Origin of the sequence: Chromohalobacter israelensis DSM 3043 (genome assembly GCF_000055785.1) — a bacterium.
Lineage (GTDB): Bacteria > Pseudomonadota > Gammaproteobacteria > Pseudomonadales > Halomonadaceae > Chromohalobacter > Chromohalobacter israelensis.
This window is the reverse complement of the sequence record NC_007963.1, coordinates 3,019,667-3,036,278: the sequence shown is the minus strand read 5'-3', so window position 1 is coordinate 3,036,278 and position 16,612 is coordinate 3,019,667. Positions and strand designations below refer to the sequence as shown.

15 protein-coding genes are annotated in these 16,612 nt (G+C 65.6%); 2 read left to right on the top strand and 13 right to left on the bottom strand.

Features of this window, described 5'->3' with window-relative positions:
• Positions 1–21: 21 nt before the first annotated feature.
• The 12 genes from CSAL_RS13705 to CSAL_RS13650 form a co-directional block, all read right to left on the bottom strand.
• Positions 22–1,344 (bottom strand): NAD(P)/FAD-dependent oxidoreductase, encoded by a 1,323-nt coding sequence (locus tag CSAL_RS13705; protein WP_011508001.1) that lies wholly within the window; start codon positions 1,342–1,344, stop codon positions 22–24.
• Positions 1,345–1,630: 286 nt separating this feature from the next.
• Positions 1,631–2,302, bottom strand: a complete 672-nt coding sequence (locus CSAL_RS13700) for a GntR family transcriptional regulator (protein ID WP_011508000.1) — start codon at positions 2,300–2,302, stop codon at positions 1,631–1,633.
• Between the two features lie 221 nt (positions 2,303–2,523).
• Positions 2,524–3,471, bottom strand: coding sequence for a dihydrodipicolinate synthase family protein (locus tag CSAL_RS13695; RefSeq protein ID WP_011507999.1), 948 nt, complete (start codon positions 3,469–3,471; stop codon positions 2,524–2,526).
• Positions 3,472–3,556: 85 nt separating this feature from the next.
• Positions 3,557–4,492 carry a 4-hydroxyproline epimerase gene (locus tag CSAL_RS13690; protein ID WP_011507998.1) on the bottom strand — a complete coding sequence of 312 codons (936 nt, stop codon included), beginning with the start codon at positions 4,490–4,492 and terminating at the stop codon, positions 3,557–3,559.
• A gap of 325 nt (positions 4,493–4,817) precedes the next feature.
• Positions 4,818–5,084, bottom strand: a complete 267-nt coding sequence (locus CSAL_RS13685) for a DksA/TraR family C4-type zinc finger protein (protein WP_011507997.1) — start codon at positions 5,082–5,084, stop codon at positions 4,818–4,820.
• A 167-nt stretch (positions 5,085–5,251) separates the two neighbouring features.
• Positions 5,252–5,872, bottom strand: a complete 621-nt coding sequence (locus tag CSAL_RS13680; RefSeq protein ID WP_011507996.1) for a flavin reductase family protein — start codon at positions 5,870–5,872, stop codon at positions 5,252–5,254.
• A gap of 103 nt (positions 5,873–5,975) precedes the next feature.
• Entirely contained in the window at positions 5,976–6,848 is an 873-nt protein-coding gene (locus CSAL_RS13675; RefSeq protein ID WP_011507995.1) for an ABC transporter ATP-binding protein, read from the bottom strand.
• Entirely contained in the window at positions 6,845–7,927 is a 1,083-nt protein-coding gene (locus tag CSAL_RS13670; RefSeq protein WP_187290064.1) for a FecCD family ABC transporter permease, read from the bottom strand. The genes CSAL_RS13675 and CSAL_RS13670 overlap by 4 nt, the downstream gene beginning before the upstream one ends.
• Positions 7,928–7,976: 49 nt before the next feature.
• Positions 7,977–9,011 (bottom strand): FecCD family ABC transporter permease, encoded by a 1,035-nt coding sequence (locus CSAL_RS13665; RefSeq protein WP_011507993.1) that lies wholly within the window; start codon positions 9,009–9,011, stop codon positions 7,977–7,979.
• A gap of 47 nt (positions 9,012–9,058) precedes the next feature.
• Positions 9,059–9,976 carry an ABC transporter substrate-binding protein gene (locus tag CSAL_RS13660; RefSeq protein WP_011507992.1) on the bottom strand — a complete coding sequence of 306 codons (918 nt, stop codon included), beginning with the start codon at positions 9,974–9,976 and terminating at the stop codon, positions 9,059–9,061.
• Between the two features lie 388 nt (positions 9,977–10,364).
• Positions 10,365–11,048 carry a glutathione S-transferase family protein gene (locus CSAL_RS13655; RefSeq protein WP_011507991.1) on the bottom strand — a complete coding sequence of 228 codons (684 nt, stop codon included), beginning with the start codon at positions 11,046–11,048 and terminating at the stop codon, positions 10,365–10,367.
• 89 nt (positions 11,049–11,137) lie between these two features.
• Positions 11,138–11,848, bottom strand: coding sequence for a dienelactone hydrolase family protein (locus CSAL_RS13650; protein WP_011507990.1), 711 nt, complete (start codon positions 11,846–11,848; stop codon positions 11,138–11,140).
• 217 nt (positions 11,849–12,065) lie between these two features.
• On the opposite strand from CSAL_RS13650, the gene CSAL_RS13645 reads away from it, so the two are divergent.
• Positions 12,066–13,868 (top strand): assimilatory sulfite reductase (NADPH) flavoprotein subunit, encoded by a 1,803-nt coding sequence (locus CSAL_RS13645; RefSeq protein WP_011507989.1) that lies wholly within the window; start codon positions 12,066–12,068, stop codon positions 13,866–13,868.
• Between the two features lie 16 nt (positions 13,869–13,884).
• A complete protein-coding gene (gene cysI, locus CSAL_RS13640) occupies positions 13,885–15,612 on the top strand; it encodes an assimilatory sulfite reductase (NADPH) hemoprotein subunit (protein WP_011507988.1) in 1,728 nt (575 codons plus the stop codon).
• Between the two features lie 31 nt (positions 15,613–15,643).
• Here the strand turns inward: cysI and CSAL_RS13635 are convergent, their stop codons facing one another.
• Positions 15,644–16,579 (bottom strand): diiron oxygenase, encoded by a 936-nt coding sequence (locus tag CSAL_RS13635; RefSeq protein WP_011507987.1) that lies wholly within the window; start codon positions 16,577–16,579, stop codon positions 15,644–15,646.
• Positions 16,580–16,612: the final 33 nt, after the last annotated feature.

The following is a 16,612-nucleotide window of genomic DNA, read 5'->3' as shown; positions in this document are numbered from 1 at the left end:
TCTGAGTTGAGGGGATTGCGTCTAGAAGCGATCGAGCCGGTAAGGCGCCAGCTCGGGAAGTGCTCGGTCACGGACAGAAGGCGGCTGCCGGGAAGTGCCGGCTTCCGTGGCGCCTGACGTTGCCAGCTCGGCCACCAGTTCGGCCGTCACCGCGGCCTGGGTAAGCCCCAGATGGTGATGCCCGAACGCCAGCAGTACCCTGCCGTCTTGCGCGCTATCGATGACGGGCAGCGAATCGGGCAGCGAGGGACGAAACCCCATCCAGGGGGTCGCTGCGGCGGCATCGAGGGGCGTCTTGAACAGGCCCTGGCTCAAGCGATGCAGCTGCCAGGCCCTTTCCATGTCGGGCGGTCGTTTCAGTCCCGCGAATTCGACGGTGCCCGCCAGACGCAGGCCGTCCGTCATCGGTGTCATGATGAAGCGACGCTCCAGCGACGTGACCGCCAGGGGCAGGCGCGACTGCTCGCCGGGCAGCATCAGGTGATAGCCTCGCTCGGTATCCAGCGGGACGCGTATCCCGGTGAGGCGGGCGGTGAGCGGTGCCGAGTGAGCGCCACAGGCCACCAGCACCTGGCGGCCGTGGAGCCGCCCGGCGCCGGCCGCCTCGAGCGTGACTCCCTGGGCATGAACGTGGCCGGAGACGACGTCGTCCTGACGGAAGGTGACGCCCGCCGACTTGGCCGCCGTCACCAGGTGCCGGACGAGCGCGAGAGGATCGACGACATGGCCGGTCGCAGGAAAGAACAGGCCGCCGCGAATCGCGTCGGAAAGTTGTGGCGCCACATCGCGGATGGCGTTGCCCGACCAGGATTCGACCGGCACGCCCTGGGTTGCCATGCAGGCTTGCAATGCCTGCAGCGCGGCCAACGAGTTGTCCTGCTCGTAGACCATGAAGGAACCGTCCTGCTTGAGCAGGTGGGCACCATCGACCGTGTCGAGGAGCCGTCGCCAGGCGTCGAGACTTGCCTCGTTGAGAGCACGGAGACCGCTCACGCTGGCCTGGTAAGGCGCCGGACGCAGATTCGACAGCAGGCGGATGAACCAGGGCAGCGCCTTGGGAAGATAGCGCCAGTCCAGACGCAGTGGCCCCTTGGGGTCCATCAGCATGCCAGGCAGGCGCTTGATGATCGACGCATCGGCGATGGGAAAGACCTGCTCGGTGGCCATGTGGCCCGCGTTGCCGAAGGAAGCCCCCATGCCGGGGGCCTGCTTGTCCACCACCATCACGTTCAAGCCTCGGCGACTCAGCGCGAGGGCGCTGACGATACCGATCACGCCGGCCCCGACGACGATGACGTCGGCCTGATCGGCATTGTCGTGGACGGCCTGATCCTGTGAGCCCATGGAGATTTCCTCGCGGTGGTGCCTGTTGTATTTGTCGATTGTATAAAATATAAGATATGTCGATGCCGGCTTCAATACCGCGTCGACCAAAGTCGTGATGCGATGCGCGAATACGGTGCCGGCAGTAGAGAGACGCGACCCCGGACGGGATGACAGGCAGGTGTCTGACCGCGTGGGGCGGAGACGAGGGGAGCAGGGAACGCCAGTGCCGACGCGCCCGGTGGCGCATCGCTGGCAGGTCAGGGGGAGGGCGTGCTCGAAAAGAGGGGCGGCGAGAGGAGCGGCGCTAGGGAGCCTCCACCTGCTTCGCGCGTTCGTCCAGAAGCGCGACGATGCCTTCGCAGGCTTCCTGTATATGCGTCTTCAACAATTCGCAGGCCTTGTCGGCATCGCGCTGGCGGGCCAGTTCGAGCAGGCCGTGGTGCTCTCGTTCGGCCTTCTCGATTTCCTGCGTATAGACCAGTTGCATGCGAATGTAGCGATCGGACTTGGTGTTCAACTGGCTGATCAGCGACAGCGTTTCAGGCAAGTCTGCCGGCGCGTACAGCGCCTGGTGGAAGGCGAAGTTGTACTCGCTCCAGTTATCGATATCGCCGCCGGAATTCAGCGCTTCATCGTACTTGAGCAGGATGTCTTCGGCCTTTTTCAGATCCGCGTCGGTGAGGCCATTGATGGCATGGCGCAGAACGTAGGTCTCGAGCAGTACGCGCAGATCGAACAGTTCGCGAATCTTGGCCACGGAAAGCTCGGTGGTGAAGGCGCCCCGGTGGGCATGAAACTCGACCAGGCCTTCGGATTCCAGGGTCAGCAGGGCTTCGCGGACAGGAATGCGGCTGACGTCGTAGTCCCTGGCCAGGGCATCCTGGCGCAGTTGGGTGCCGCCCTTGAATTCACCGCCCAGTATGCGTCCGCGCAGGTCGTCCGCGACGAATTGCGCGCGTGTCTTGTAAGTCGCCATGGCCGGCCCCTGCCGAAGATTGGATTTCGCATACTGTATACAACCTGTCGTGAATGTCCAAGATGGAGGCAGGGCGGCACCGGTGCCGTCCCGGGTTGCCGAGAAGACGCGGGGCGTGGCACCGGGAAAGGGAGCCGGGAGGTCTTGGACCTCCCGGTATGGCAGGGCGCGATCTGCCAGCGTGCCGCTGGACAGCGCGTCGTGTCAGGCAGGGTGGTGCATCAGGCATCGTCCAGGGTGGCGGACCAGTTCGCGTACCAGGTACGGAACAGCTCGTACTGGGTTTCGATATAGTGCCGCTGGGCGTCGCTGAGTGCATCGGTCTCGTTGAAGTGCAGCGCGTATTCCTGCTCGCCGTTGAGGACCATCAGGTGCTTGTAATAAAGCACCAGGTCGGCGCCTTCGTCGAAGGAGGACAGCACGCCGAGCGCTTCTTCGAGCTCCTTGGCCTGACGGCGCGCGACCACGTCCCCCTGGGCGGCTTTCCGGCTGAGCGTCACGAGATGCAGCACTTCGCGGGGCAAGGCATTGCCGATACCGGTGATGGCACCGGTGGCGCCGCAGTTGACGAAGCCGTGATAGACGGTGGTATCGACGCCGACCATCAGAGTGACCTCGGCGTCCTGTGAGGTGATGTGCTCCGCTGCATAGCGCAGATCATCGGCACCACCGAACTCCTTGAAGCCGATCAGGTTCGGGTGCTGGGCGCGAAGCGCGAAGAACAGGTCAGCACGAGTGGCGAAGCCATAGTAGGGGCTGTTGTAGATCACCGCCGGCAGCTCGGGCGCGGCCTCCAGGATGGCCGAGAAGTGAGCCTTCTGTGCGGTGGCGGACGTGCCCCGGGACAGGACGCGGGGAATGACCATCAACCCGGCGGCACCGACCTCGGCCGCATGGGCCGCATGGGAAACGGCCTCCCGGGAATTGACCGCTCCGGTGCCGACGATGGTCGGGATGCCCGCCTCGACCAGCCTGGCGACACCTTCCTGACGTTGTGCTTCGCTCAGCAGCGGCCAGTCGCCCATGGAGCCGCAGTACACCACGCCGCTCATCCCCAGCTCGATCAGTTCACGGCCCTTGGCGACCAGAGCGTCGAAATCCGGCTGGCGGTCGGCGGTGCATGGCGTCATCAGTGCGGGAATGCAGCCGGTAAAGATGGCATCGTTCATCGTTGTTCCTCGAAGGTTGGTCCATTGCATGTAGTGGCCTCAGCGCAGCGTGGTGACCGGCGCTGAGGCGTCGAGATCAAAGGCGTCATGGGCTCGCGATTCCCCAGGCGAAGGGATCCCGCTCATCGATCAGCAACGTGGCGTCGGCACTGAGATACGCGCGCCCCTTGATCGAAGGACGAATGCCATCGCCCTCCCGCTCGTAGAAGGCCTCGAAGCGGCTGCCGCAGATGCTCGCCTGTGTCCAGACCTGCCCCGGCGCCAGCTTGCCATCGGCGGCGAGACAGGCGAGCTTGGCGCTGGTGCCGGTGCCGCAGGGCGAGCGGTCATAAGCCTTGCCGGGGCAGAGCACGAAATTTCGGCTGTCGGCCTCGCGGTCGTCGCAGAAGAGTTCGATGTGGTCGATCACGCCGCCGTTTTCCCCGGTGATCGACTGCGCCTCCAGCGCCTGACGAATGGCCCAGGTGTAGTCGGTGAGGGCCTCGACGTTGTCGAGTTCGAGGGTCATGTCGTGATCGCTGACCAGGAAGAACCAGTTGCCGCCCCAGGCGATGTCGCCGTGTACGGTGCCGTAGCCCGGCACCTCGACGGGGACCCGGCGGCGATGACGGTAGGAGAGGACATTGCGCACGGTCACGGCGCCGTCGTCGTGAAGCGTGGCGCTGACGGGGCCCGCCGGCGTGTCGATCTTGTGACAGCCCGGCGTCAACTGCCCCAGATGATGCAGTGATGCCACCAGCCCGATGGTGCCGTGGCCGCACATGCCGAGATAGCCGCTATTGTTGAAGAAGATGACCCCGCAACTGGCATCACTGGATTCGGGGGCGCAGTACAGCGCGCCGACCAGCACGTCGTGTCCACGCGGTTCCAGCATGATGGCCCGTCGCCATGCATCGTGGTTGTCGCGGAAGTCGTCGCATTTCTCGGCAATGGTACGACCGGAAAGCGCCGGCATGCCTTCCATGACCAGCCGCGTCGGCTCTCCCGCCGTGTGGGAGTCGATGACGTGCACCCGTTTCATGAGCCACCTTCGTTCGATCTTGTTGGGTTTTATATTTTATACAATCTTCAAAGAGGTTTGTGAAGTCATGGCCGACGATAATCTTTCCGCAAGAGGCGGCCCGGGATACAGGTCGAAAGATGCGCGGACGCGTGCAGGCGGCAGCCAGCGCCGGACCGGCGGGCAGGACGCCGCTTGAACGGGGAAAGCAGAGGGAATGCCACCGGCCGGGGGCAGGGAAGACGGTGTGCCTGAAATGGCCGCGCATCCGGCCAGGAGGTGGAGTGTCACGCCTCGCTGGATGTCATGCGGACAGGTTCAGGCGTGACGGAGAAGCATCACGGGGCTAGCGCAGCTGGCTGTCCTTGCTGCCGCGCCGATTGTAGCCACTCACGGCGGTGCGCTGCTTGTCGCGCTCGCTCTGACATGCGATGCACAATCGCACGCCCTTTATCGCTTCGCGCCGCGCCTGGGGAATCGCCTCGCCGCATTCTTCGCAGTACGCGAGACTCTCCCCGCTGGGGAGCTCGCTCCGCGCGCGTTCCAGGGCGTCCTCGATGGTGCTGTCGATCTGCTCCTGGACGGCGCCGTCTTTCGACCATCCGCCTGCCATGGTCTGCCTCCTTCAGGGTCAACGGTCGCGTTTCGAGGATGTTGCCATCTGCGCCTCGTCGTGTCGCCCATGCCACGTCGGGGACGCTGACAGTATGGAACAACAAGCCTGGGACGACACGGGCGACGACACATGCTGGCATTCGCGCGCCGGTGTCGGGAATGTCGTCATGTCGGGCGAGCCATCTTGAAGTTCTGCTCGGCGCTGATCTCGAAGTAGTCGGCGGGACCGCCGCCACGCAGGATGGGGTGGGCTGCGGCGGTCTGGTAGACGCCGTCGCGAAGCAGTTGCTTGTCGATATGCACGCCGACGACCTCGCCGAGCACCAGCCAGGTGTCGAGCGACGTCCCGTCGGCGGCCTGCAGACGCACCACCTGGCTCAGCCGGCACTCGAAGGTGACGCGGGCTTCGGCGACATGCGGGACCCCGACGACCCGCGAAGAACGCGGCGTCAGACCGGCCAGCGCGAATTCGTCGACCTCGGGTGCCACGGCCGCGCAGCTGGCGTTCATCTGCTCGGCGAGTGCTCGGGTCGCGAGGTGCCAGCAGAACTCGCCGGTAGCCTCGATGTTACGCACGCTGTCCTTGTAGCCGATGCTGGAGAAGCCCACGATCGGCGGGGTGTAATTGAAGGCGTTGAAGAAACTGTAGGGCGCCAGGTTCAAGTGACCGTCGCGGTCCCGGGAAGAGATCCAGCCGATGGGGCGGGGCCCGACGATGGCATTGAAGGGATCGTGCGGCAGGTCGTGGCCCTGGCGTGGCTCGTAGAAGTGAAACCCATCACGCATGACGTGCTCCTGATTGATCATGAAAGAGTGCAGCGCCGGGCGTGTTACCCGGGCGGACCGCTGGCGTGATGGTAGCCAGAGATGCGCGTCAGTGACAGGGCGGCTAGGTCGCGCTGCCGTCGAGAACGTCTCGCGTGCGGCGAACGTTGGTGAGCAGTGGCGCACCCGTGGCAGGGTCCGTCATCAGCGAGCACTCGACGCCGTACAGCCGCTTGACCAGCGCCGGCGTGACCGTCTCGCCGGGTGGCCCCTCGGCGACGACGCGGCCCTGATGCATGGCAATCAGGTGATCGGCGTAGCGGCATGCACTCGCCAGGTCGTGGATGACCATGACGATGGTCTTGCCCGATGTCGCCAGCGACTGAATGAGTTCGTAGACCTCGACCTGATGGCCGAGGTCGAGCGCCGAGGTGGGCTCGTCGAGCAGCAGCGTTGCGGTCTGCTGGGCGATGGCCATGGCGATCCACGCGCGTTGGCGCTGGCCGCCGGAGAGGGCATCCACGGGGCGCTGGGCAAGCGGCGTCAGGCCCGTCATGTCCAGCGCCGCGTCGACGATCCGCTTGTCCTCCGGAGACCATTGGCGTAGCCAGCTCTGATGCGGGTGCCGACCGAAGCGTACCAGCTCGGCCACGGTCAGCGCCTCGGGGGCATGGGGCTGTTGCGGCAACAGCGCCAGGCGCTTGGCCAGTTGGCGGCTCGGCAGGCGCTGAATGTCCGCGCCATCGAGCAGCACCGTGCCGTCCCGGGGCTTGAGCAGCCGCGAAAGGCCGGCCAGCAGCGTCGACTTGCCGCAGCCATTGGGGCCGACGATCGCCGTGACCCGGCCCGGCGGCAATCGCAGGTCGAGGTTCTCGATCACCGCGACCGGGCCGTAGGACAGCGACAGATCCCGTACCGTCATCTCCGGTGCTGGTGTGGCCGAGGGCGTGTCGGGCCGGGTAGCGTCGCGCTCGCCGGCGGATATGTCGTGTGTCATGGCGCGGTCCTGGCGTTGGGATTCAAGAGTATCCACAGCAGCAGCGGGCTGCCGATCAGGGCGGTGACGATCCCCACGGGGATCTCGATGGGCGCGAGCAGCACGCGCCCGAGCAGGTCGGCGGCGACCATGACCACGGCGCCGGCCAGGGTCGCGCCGACCACGGGAACGGTGTTCCGGGCACTCAGCTGGCGCGCGAACTCGGGGCCGATCAGCGCCACCATGCCCACCGGGCCTGCCACCGCCACGGCCAGGCCGGTCAGGATCACCGCGATGCCGAGAGCGATCATTCGACAACGACTCGCCGCGACACCCAGGCCGGTGGCAACGGCATCGGAAAGTCGCAGCACGGTCAGCGAGCGGGTCAGCCAGATGCCAGCCAGCAAGGCAGGCGGCAGGGCCAGCGACAGGCTCAGCACCGCGTGATCGGGGCGTGCGTTGAGACTCCCCACCGTCCACGGGTAGGCCGCATTGGCGGCGTCGATGGAGACGCGCGTCAGCATGAGCTGGGTGAGGGCGCCAAAGACGGCGCCGACGCCGATGCCGGCGACCAGAAAGCGATACCCGCGCACGCCGATGCGGCCCGTCAAGCCGAAGGTGAGCGCCGCGGCGACGGCGGCGCCGGTCAAGGCCATCGCCGGCGGGGCCAGGCTGATGCCGGCGCCCACCACGGAGGCCACGGCGAAAGCGGTGGCGCCGTTGTCGAGGCCGACGATCCCTGGCGTGGCCAGGCGGTTGCGCGCGACGGTCTGCATCAGGCAGCCGGCCAGGGCAAAGGCACCTCCCGTGGCGATGCCGGCAACCACCCGAGGCAGACGCAAGTCGCGGATCACGAAGATGTCGAGCGGGTCGCCTTCTCCGAACAGGGCGCGCAGCGTCGCCGGCAGCGACAACGAGGCGGCGCTGCCGGTGTTCAGCGAGACGCCTGCCAGCATCAGCAGAAGCCCCAGCAACAGCAGGTTGGCGAGCAGGTTGCGCTTGTCGACGATCACGCGCAGGGGAGGGCGCTGGCCCAGTGGCAACGCGAGGTAGTACTTGTCCTGGCGCACCGCGTTCGAAGCGTCGACGGGGGACGTCATGGCGTGGCCCGCGGAAGGTGTCGTGAATGAAGCGTCGGACATGTGCGGCCTATAGCGTCGGCAGCCGGCGGCCACGTACCACGCCGATCAGCACGGGGGCGCCGATCAGCGCCGTGAGCACGCCCAGCGGGAGTTCGGAGGGCGGTACCACGAGCCGCGAGACGATATCCGCGCTGACGACGACGATAGGGCCCAGCGGCAGGCACAACCATAGCGTGCGCCGAATGTCGGGGCCGGCCAGCGCGCGCGCGGCGAAGGGGACCACCAGCCCCACGAAGGCGATGGGCCCGGCGGCGGCAGTGGCGCCGCCCACCAGCAGGGCGACGACCACGATCACCAGCAGACGCACCAGACGAGGGTGATGTCCCAGCCCGATGGCGACGTGCTCGCCCAGTGCCAGCGCCGCCAGTGGGCGCGCGAGCATGACGATCAGCAATGCGGCGATGCCCAGGCTGGGAAACAGCGGTACCAGGTCGTCGAGCTGGCGGCCGGCGAGGCTGCCCACCACCCAGAAGCGGATTTCATCCGCCGTGTACTGGTCGTAGAGGAGGATCAGCGACGACAACGAATGCAGCAGGCCCGACAGGATGGCGCCGGCCAGGATGAGGCGGATGGGGTCATCGCCGATGCCTTGCAGGCGCGCGGCGGCGAGCACGCAGAGACACCCGCCTAGGGCGCCGAGCTGGGCGACCGAGACGCGTAGCGTGGCGGTATCGGCCCCCCACAGGATCGCCAGCGTCACGGCGAAGGCGGCTCCAGCGCTGACGCCCAGCAAGCCGGGTTCTGCCAGCGGATTGCGTGTCACGGCCTGCAGCAGCGCGCCCGCGATGCCGAGGGCGGCGCCCACCACCAGGCCGATCCACAGCCGTGGCATGCGTAGCTCGGTCAGCACGAAACGAGCCTCGCCGCCGCTGGCGGTGCCCATGTGCTGCAAGGCCTGCCAGGCGCGCGCGGGGCCGATATCGCCGGCGCCGTACAGCAAGCTCGACAGCGCGATGGCGGCCAGCAGGCCGGTCAGGCCAAGCCACAGGCCGATCAGGGAGCGAGGCTTGCCGAATGACAGGCAATGAGTCAGGACACGCATAAGAAGGGCATCGTTACCAGCAAGTGCTCAAGCGCCCGGGAGCGCAATCATTGGGCCGCATCCATGGCGGAGGCGATATCGTCGAGGATGGCCTTGGCCGCCATCGGCCCGGTGGCGCTGGTCCATAGCTGGCCGTCGACGCTGACCACCCGGTCGCGCTGGACGACATCGAGACGCTCGAAGGCCGGTGATTGCCTGGCCGCCTCGTAGGCCTCGTCACCCTCGGCGTTCAGCGTGGCCAGGAACAGCCAGTCGTTGTCGATCCGCGAAAGGTTCTCGAGGCTCAGTGGATCGCTGTGCGGACGTCCCTCCTTGACGGTATCGCCGTCCTCGACCGTGAAACCGCTCTTGGTGAGCAGCGTGCTGGCAAAGATGTTGTCGGCCATCACGATGGCGCCCTGCGGCATCCAGCGAATCAGGCTGGCGGTCGGGGAGCCGTTCTGGCGTTCGCTCAACGCCTCGGCCTTGGCGTCGATCTCGGCGATAGCGTCATCGATGGTGTCGCTGCGCCCAAGTGCCTTGCCGTAGACCCGTGCCTCGTTCTCCCAGCTCTCCATCTGGTAGGGCTCGACATCCGGCACCACGGTCGGTGCGATGCGCGACAGCAGTTCGTACTGGGCTTCGGGCAATTGCGGCGAGGCCAGGATGACATCCGGCGCGAGCGCCGCTACCGCTTCGATGTTGGTCTCGCGCGGGGTGCCGACGATCTCGATGCCATCGGCCTGCTCGCCGAAATAACGCGCCACGCCGTCGCCACCTCGCGTGGCGACCGCGCCCAGCGGTTTCACGCCAGCCGTGAGGGACGTATCCAGCGCGTTGGTATAGAGCGTGACGACACGCGCGGGATTGTCGGCGACCTCCACCGTACCGTAGGCGGTCTCTAGGGACCTGGCGTCGGCCGGAAGCGTCGCGGAAAGCGCGGCGATACCGGCCGTCGCCATGCAGAGGTGTCGTAGCGATGTCATGAGAGGCTCCTGATGGTGATTACCGTGCTGATCTCCTCCCGGAGACACGCACCCTGTGCTCGATCGCGTGGAATAGTAAACGAGAACAAATGTAAATGAGAAGCTATCTCATGAGTTGTCAGTCGCTTCTTGGTCCGTATCGCCACGCCGAGAGACACTGCTCCCCTTGGTCGTGCGTTGCGTCAGGCAATCCCTGGCATGATCGTCTATGTTTTGATTATTGTTTTTAAAGGGTTTTTTGTTGTCGGGATCGAGAGTGAGGCGAGGCAGGAAAGCACGCGGCGTAGGCGGTGACGCAGGTGTTCTGGATGATGAAACACGGCGTTCGTCGATCGGCGAGTCGTCTCGAAGGCCGCACCGCCCGGTGAGCGGTGCGTGAGCGTGGTCGTTATGTGCGGCGGTCTGCAAGGACGCGTCGGCCGCGACGGCAATCCTGCTCATGGGGGGCGTCGACCCATGGCTCGGCGATGCCTTGCGATACCCATTCAGCGACGCCGGGATGCTCGAGCAGACGTTGCGCATAGGCGAGTGCCGTCTCTCCGAGCGGCAGGTCATAGCCCTGAACGCGCACTGCCACCGGAGCGAAGAACGCATCGACGGCCGTAAAACGTTCACCGGCGAGCCACGGCCCGCCGAAACGTTGCAGGCCTTCGCACCACAGGGTCTCCAGCCGGTCCAGGTCCCGTTGGAGTCCCTCGCTCGGCGTGCCCAGTTCGATGCGCAACGCACAGTTCATGGAGCATTCGTCACGCAAGGCCGGGAAGCCGGAATGCATTTCGGCGGTGGCGCAACGTGCCCAGGCCCGAGCCGCACGTGATCGAGGCCAGAGGTCCGGATGGTCCTCGGCGACATACTCGATGATGGCAAGCGAGTCCCAGACCACGCTTTCGTTCTCATGCAGGCATGGCACCTTGGCGGTGGGCGAAAACGACGTGAAAGCCGTCTGAGGGCCGGCGCCATCGAACGGTGTCAGTACCTCTTCGAAGGGAATGTCGAGCGCCTTGAGCGCCACCCATGGGCGCATGGACCAGGACGAGTAGTTCTTGTTGGCGATAAAGAGTCGATATGACATGGGAGCTCCATGGTAGGCGCAGAGGGTAACCGCTCATGGGCCGGCGAGGCCCGGTGTCGCGACCTCGCGGGCGTGGGCGCGTGCCGCGATCAGTCCCGCCCTTCCAGAAAGACCAGGGCACGGCCGTGGGAGAGCGCCGCGGCGTGGCGATGGTAGGCACCGCGGGCCCAGCAGTTGAAGCCGTGGTCGGCCCCTTCGTAGACGTGGATCGTGACGTCGTCACGGTCGGCGAAGGTGGCGCGGACCTGGTCGACGGTCTCGGCGGGGATGTGCCCGTCGTTGCCTGCGAAATGGAACTGCACCGGCACGTCGAGGCGCGACGCCTTGTCCAGGTGCTTGTGAATGCCGCCCGGATAGAAGCTTGCCGCGCGGTCGACGCCCGACTCGATGGCGGCGAGATAGGCGAGGATGCCGCCCATGCAGTAGCCGATGGCGGTGACCTGGCCGTCGCATTCAGCGCGCTGGCGCAAGGCCTGGGTGGTGCTGGCAAGGTCCTTGACGGCCACCGTGAAGTCGATGTCCCCGACGAGCTTGAAGGCCTTGTCCATGTCGGCGCCTTCGTAGGCGAGTTCCACGCCCGGTTCCTGACGCCAGAAGACATCCGGGGAGAGGACCACGTAGCCGTCCTGTGCGTACTGCTCGGCGACGCTGCGGATATGGGCGTTGACGCCGAAGATTTCCTGAATCAGCACGATACCGGGCCCCTGGCCCGCGGGTGGCAGGGCCAGATAGCCCTTGAAGCTCTGGCCGTCATGCGACGGAATGTCGATCCACTGCGTGGTGACCGGCGATGCGCTCATGTCGTCTCCTTGAGGTGAGGGAAGCACTCGGCCCCAGTCTAGAGAGTCATTGTCGGCGAGGCCAGGTGGTTCGCAGGCAAATGATACCTGCCGCCAGACCACTTTTAATCCTTATGAGAATATAAAAATCGCGCTTTAGAATTTTTCATTCTTTTAGGACTTGCCTAGCCTAGAGGTCTTCGTCTTACGTCCACCCATGGCAATGATGAGAGGCCCAATGTCGCAAGGACCCCTGTCCGAATCGAACAGTCCCCTCAGCGCCGATCAGGCACATCGGCTCAACGCGGCGCTGGCCGACCTCGATGCCCGACAGCGCGCGTGGCTGCAGGGCTACCTGGCCGGCCTGGACGCGCAGGCGCCGGTGAGCGAGGCGAGTGTCGTGTCGTCGGCCTCGCCCCCGGGCGAACCGTTGACCGTGCTGTTCGGCAGTCAGACCGGCAATGCCGAGGGCGTGGCCGAGCAGGCCGCGGCTCGGGCACGCGAGCGGGGCCTGGAGGTCGAATTGAAGGATATGGCGTCCTTCGGCAAGCAGGATCTCAAGCGCGCCACACGCCTGATGGCAGTGGTCAGCACGCAAGGCGACGGCGATCCCCCCGATGGTGCCCTGGGCTTTTACGAGTTGCTGGCCGGCCGCAAGGCGCCGCGCCTGGGCGAGGATCATCATTTCGCGGTGCTGGGGCTGGGGGACGCCAGCTACGAATACTTTTGCGAATCCGGCAAGGTACTCGACTCGCGGCTCGAATCCCTGGGCGCCCAGCGCTTGTGCGCGCGTGTCGATGCCGATGTCGACTACGAGGACACCGCCAGCCAGTGGATCGAGTCCACTCTCGCGGCCTTCGCCGAGCTTGCGGGGGCCTCGGCGCCGGATGATGGCGGGAGCGCTGCCAGCACCGAGCGTGCTGCAGCGACCTATTCGCGTTCCCATCCCTTCCAGGCGGAAGTGCTCGAGGTACAGCCGCTCAACACCGAGGACTCCGACAAGCAGACCCTGCATGTCGAGCTCTCGCTGGAGGAGTCGGGGCTGGACTACCTGCCGGGCGATGCCGTGGGCATCGTGCCGCAGAACGATCCCGCCTACGTCGATGAGCTGCTGGCGGCCTTGCGGCTGGATGGCGAGGCGCCGCTCGAGGAGGGGCGGCGCTTGCGGGACGCCTTGCTCCGCGATTTCGAGATTACCACTCTGACGCGCCCCTTCCTCAATCAGTGGGCCGAGATCAGCGACGATGCCGAGCTGCGACGCCTGCTCGACGAGGAATCGCGTGACGAGCTGCGTGACTGGCTGCAGGGGCGGCATATCATCGATGTGCTGGAGCGCTTTCCCGTCGAGGGCGTGGAAGCGGAGAGCTTCATTCGTGCCCTGCGCAAGCTGCCGCCACGCTTGTACTCGATCGCCTCGAGCCAGGCCGCCGCGCCGGACGAGGTACACCTCACGGTGGGGGTGGTGCGCTACGAGACCCACGGCCGTGCCCGCAACGGCGTGGCCACGACCTATCTGGCCGACCGCGTGAAGCCCGGCGACCAGGTGCCGATTTACATCGACCACAACAAGCATTTCAAGCTGCCCGACGACGATTCGGCACCGGTCGTGATGATCGGCCCCGGTACTGGCGTGGCGCCGTTTCGTGCCTTCCTGCAGGAGCGCGAGGCACGGGACGCGAGCGGCGACAACTGGTTGTTCTTCGGCGATCGCCGACGGCGCAGCGACTTCCTGTATCAGGCCGAGTGGCTGCAGTGGCGCAAGACGGGATTGCTGACACGGCTCGACGTGGCGTTTTCGCGCGACCAGCAAGACAAGGTCTATGTGCAGGACCGTCTGCGCGAACAGGCCGCCACACTCTATGAATGGTTGCAGGCCGGTGCCTATCTTTACGTCTGCGGCGATGCCGATCGCATGGCGCCGGACGTGCATCAGGCCTTGCTCGATGTCATCCGCGAGCAAGGCGGTCACGATGAAGAGGCCGCTGCCGAGTACCTGCGCGACCTGCAGCAGCAAAAGCGCTATCAGCGCGACGTCTACTGAGATGCGGGAGACCGACATGGATATCATCGCCAAATTGCGCGACGTATCGTTCGACGAGCTGCATCCGAACGAGCGGCTCAAGGTCGACAGCCACTACTTGTACGGCACCCTCGAAGAAAGCCTGGCGGATCGCGCCACGGGGGCGGTCAGCGACGCTGACACCCAGCTCACCAAGTTCCACGGTTTCTATCAGCAGGATGACCGCGATCTGCGCGACGATCGCCGTCACCGCAAGCTGGAGCCGTTGTACTCGTTCATGGTGCGCCTGCGCCTGCCGGGCGGTCGCGTATCCCCCGAGCAGTGGCTGACGCTGGACGATAACGCCAGGCGTTATGCCAATGGCACGCTGCGCATCACCACGCGCCAGACCTTTCAATATCATGGCGTGTTCAAGGAAAATCTGCGTGGGCACCTGCAGGCACTGGACAAGGCAATGATGGACACCATCGCTGCCTGCGGCGACGTCAATCGCAACGTGATCTGCACCGCCAATCCCCATCGCTCTCCGATCCATCGCCAGGTCCACGATCTCGCGCACGAGATCAGCGCGCATCTGTTGCCGCGTACCCGGGCCTACCACGAGATCTTCCTCGGCGAAGAACGCGTGGCGGGCGGCCCCCGGGAAGCCGAAGACGAGGTCGAGCCGCTGTACACGCGGCATTATCTGCCGCGCAAGTTCAAGGTCGCCCTGGCGATCCCGCCGGAGAACGACGTCGATGTCTTCGCCCACGATGTCGGCTTCATTGCCGATGTCCAGGCAGGCGAGCTCAAGGGATTCAATGTCTGCATCGGGGGCGGCATGGGCATGACGCACGGCGAGCCTGCGACCTTCCCGCGGCTTTCCGACATCGTCGGCTACTGCACGCCGGATCGCGTCGTGGCCGTGGCGGAGGCGATCATGCTGGTGCAACGCGACAACGGCAATCGGCACGATCGCAAGCAGGCGCGACTCAAATATACCGTCGAGGCCCTGGGGGTCGACGGGTTCCGCCAGGAGGTCGAGGCGCGTCTGGGCGAGGCACTGTCGCCGGCGCGCGAACTGACACTGACGCACAACGGCGATCGGCTCGGCTGGTACCAGGGCGAGGACGGCCTCTGGCATTACGGTCTGTTCGTCCAGAACGGCCGCCTGGCGGACAGCGACGGCGGGCCGCAGCTGATGACGGGCATGCGCGAGATCGCCCAGGCGCACGACGGCGACATCGTGCTGACCACCAACCAGAACCTGATCATCACCCAGGTCCCCGAGGCACGTCGCGAGGTCATCGACGATCTGCTGGATCGCTATCGGATGACGGTCGAGGCGACGCCGCTGCGCCGCCACGCCATGGCTTGCGTGGCGTTTCCGACCTGCGGTCTGGCGATGGCCGAAAGCGAACGCTACCTGCCGTCGTTGATCGATCGTCTGGACGCGATCATGCGCGAGGCAGGGCTTGCCGACGACGCCATCATCGTGCGCATGACGGGCTGTCCCAATGGCTGCGCGCGTCCGTACCTGGCGGAGATCGGCTTCGTGGGCAAGACCATTGGACGCTACAACCTGTACCTGGGAGGGGGTTTCGCCGGCGAGCGGCTCAACAAGCTCTATCGCGAGAACATCGACGAAGCGACCATCCTCGAGGAACTCACGCCCTTGATCCGACGCTATGCCGTCGAGCGCGAGCCGGGCGAAGCGTTCGGCGACTTCGTGGTGCGCACCGGCATCATCGCGCCGACGCTGGCCGGCCGCGAGTTCCATGCCTAGGCACTCGTCAGTCGGTGCCCTGGGCATGTCGTTATTGAAAGATGAAGCTCGGCCCCTCGTCGATGCCGATCCGCCGCAATAGTTTGACCAGTGCCCCGTAATCGCGAAGTGAGCGACTTGCGCGGCTTTTCGCGGTCATGTCTTGCAGTATGCCGTGGCGTTCGGGAATTTCGAGGTGGTCGAGGATGACCCGCCAGAAGCCCACATCGAGTTCGACGAAGTCGTCGATGGCACGCAACAGGTGAGCGCGGAAGATGGCTTGCTGCCCGGCCCCCAGGCGTTCGTAAACGGCGCGGGCGATTTCGCCGAAAATGGCCGCATGCGAGGCCTCATCCTGCCGGTGAAGTTCGGTGTTGAGACGGTTGAGGGGCTGAATGCTGCGGTCCTGCGAGAGCCGCTTCAGGAACACGTTGATGGTCATCTCGGCCACGGTGGCGTAGGCCATGCGGATCAGGGCGTACTCGCGCTCGTTCTCCGCCTTGGCCAGGCTGGCGTCCATGCGTTGCCCCAGCAGGGGCGTGGGAATGTGCAGGTCCTGGAGTCGGTGCTGGCGGCGCGCGCAGTCGCAGACTTCCAGACACATCAGGATATGGAATTGCTCGTCGACCTGCGTCTGGGCGATGGCCTTCTTGGACACGGTATCGTCGACGCCTGGCAGGGCGCCCTTCATCAGCAGCGAGCACAACGGATTGATGACCTTGTCCTCGACGAAGATCGTCTTCTCGTTGTAATTGATCCAGGCGCCGGCGAGCACGCGGCGTTTCTCCGCCTCGTCGATGGCCTGAAAGCGCGGATCGTCCCAGAACGGCACCATCGACGGGGGAAAGTCTGGCGCGCTGGTGTCGTAGTAATCGCTCAGGTCGAGCCGTGCCTTGCGCACCGTGACGCGCTGATTCCAGTTGTCGGTGAGGCGCGCGAGGATCTCGCTTTCGCGCGCCGGGGCGAAGGGGTCGGTGGCGGTGTACATGAAAGTGAATCCCTGACGAAAACGTCTGCATAC

Excerpts from the sequence above, each read along its gene's own strand:
- CSAL_RS13705 (WP_011508001.1), bottom strand. The coding sequence starts at position 1,344 with ATGGGCTCACAGGATCAGGCCGTCCACGACAATGCCGATCAGGCCGAC.
- CSAL_RS13700 (WP_011508000.1), bottom strand. The coding sequence starts at position 2,302 with ATGGCGACTTACAAGACACGCGCGCAATTCGTCGCGGACGACCTGCGC.
- CSAL_RS13695 (WP_011507999.1), bottom strand. The coding sequence starts at position 3,471 with ATGAACGATGCCATCTTTACCGGCTGCATTCCCGCACTGATGACGCCA.
- CSAL_RS13690 (WP_011507998.1), bottom strand. The coding sequence starts at position 4,492 with ATGAAACGGGTGCACGTCATCGACTCCCACACGGCGGGAGAGCCGACG.
- CSAL_RS13685 (WP_011507997.1), bottom strand. The coding sequence starts at position 5,084 with ATGGCAGGCGGATGGTCGAAAGACGGCGCCGTCCAGGAGCAGATCGAC.
- CSAL_RS13680 (WP_011507996.1), bottom strand. The coding sequence starts at position 5,872 with ATGCGTGATGGGTTTCACTTCTACGAGCCACGCCAGGGCCACGACCTG.
- CSAL_RS13675 (WP_011507995.1), bottom strand. The coding sequence starts at position 6,848 with ATGACACACGACATATCCGCCGGCGAGCGCGACGCTACCCGGCCCGAC.
- CSAL_RS13670 (WP_187290064.1), bottom strand. The coding sequence starts at position 7,927 with ATGACGTCCCCCGTCGACGCTTCGAACGCGGTGCGCCAGGACAAGTAC.
- CSAL_RS13665 (WP_011507993.1), bottom strand. The coding sequence starts at position 9,011 with ATGCGTGTCCTGACTCATTGCCTGTCATTCGGCAAGCCTCGCTCCCTG.
- CSAL_RS13660 (WP_011507992.1), bottom strand. The coding sequence starts at position 9,976 with ATGACATCGCTACGACACCTCTGCATGGCGACGGCCGGTATCGCCGCG.
- CSAL_RS13655 (WP_011507991.1), bottom strand. The coding sequence starts at position 11,048 with ATGTCATATCGACTCTTTATCGCCAACAAGAACTACTCGTCCTGGTCC.
- CSAL_RS13650 (WP_011507990.1), bottom strand. The coding sequence starts at position 11,848 with ATGAGCGCATCGCCGGTCACCACGCAGTGGATCGACATTCCGTCGCAT.
- CSAL_RS13645 (WP_011507989.1), top strand. The coding sequence starts at position 12,066 with ATGTCGCAAGGACCCCTGTCCGAATCGAACAGTCCCCTCAGCGCCGAT.
- cysI (WP_011507988.1), top strand. The coding sequence starts at position 13,885 with ATGGATATCATCGCCAAATTGCGCGACGTATCGTTCGACGAGCTGCAT.
- CSAL_RS13635 (WP_011507987.1), bottom strand. The coding sequence starts at position 16,579 with ATGTACACCGCCACCGACCCCTTCGCCCCGGCGCGCGAAAGCGAGATC.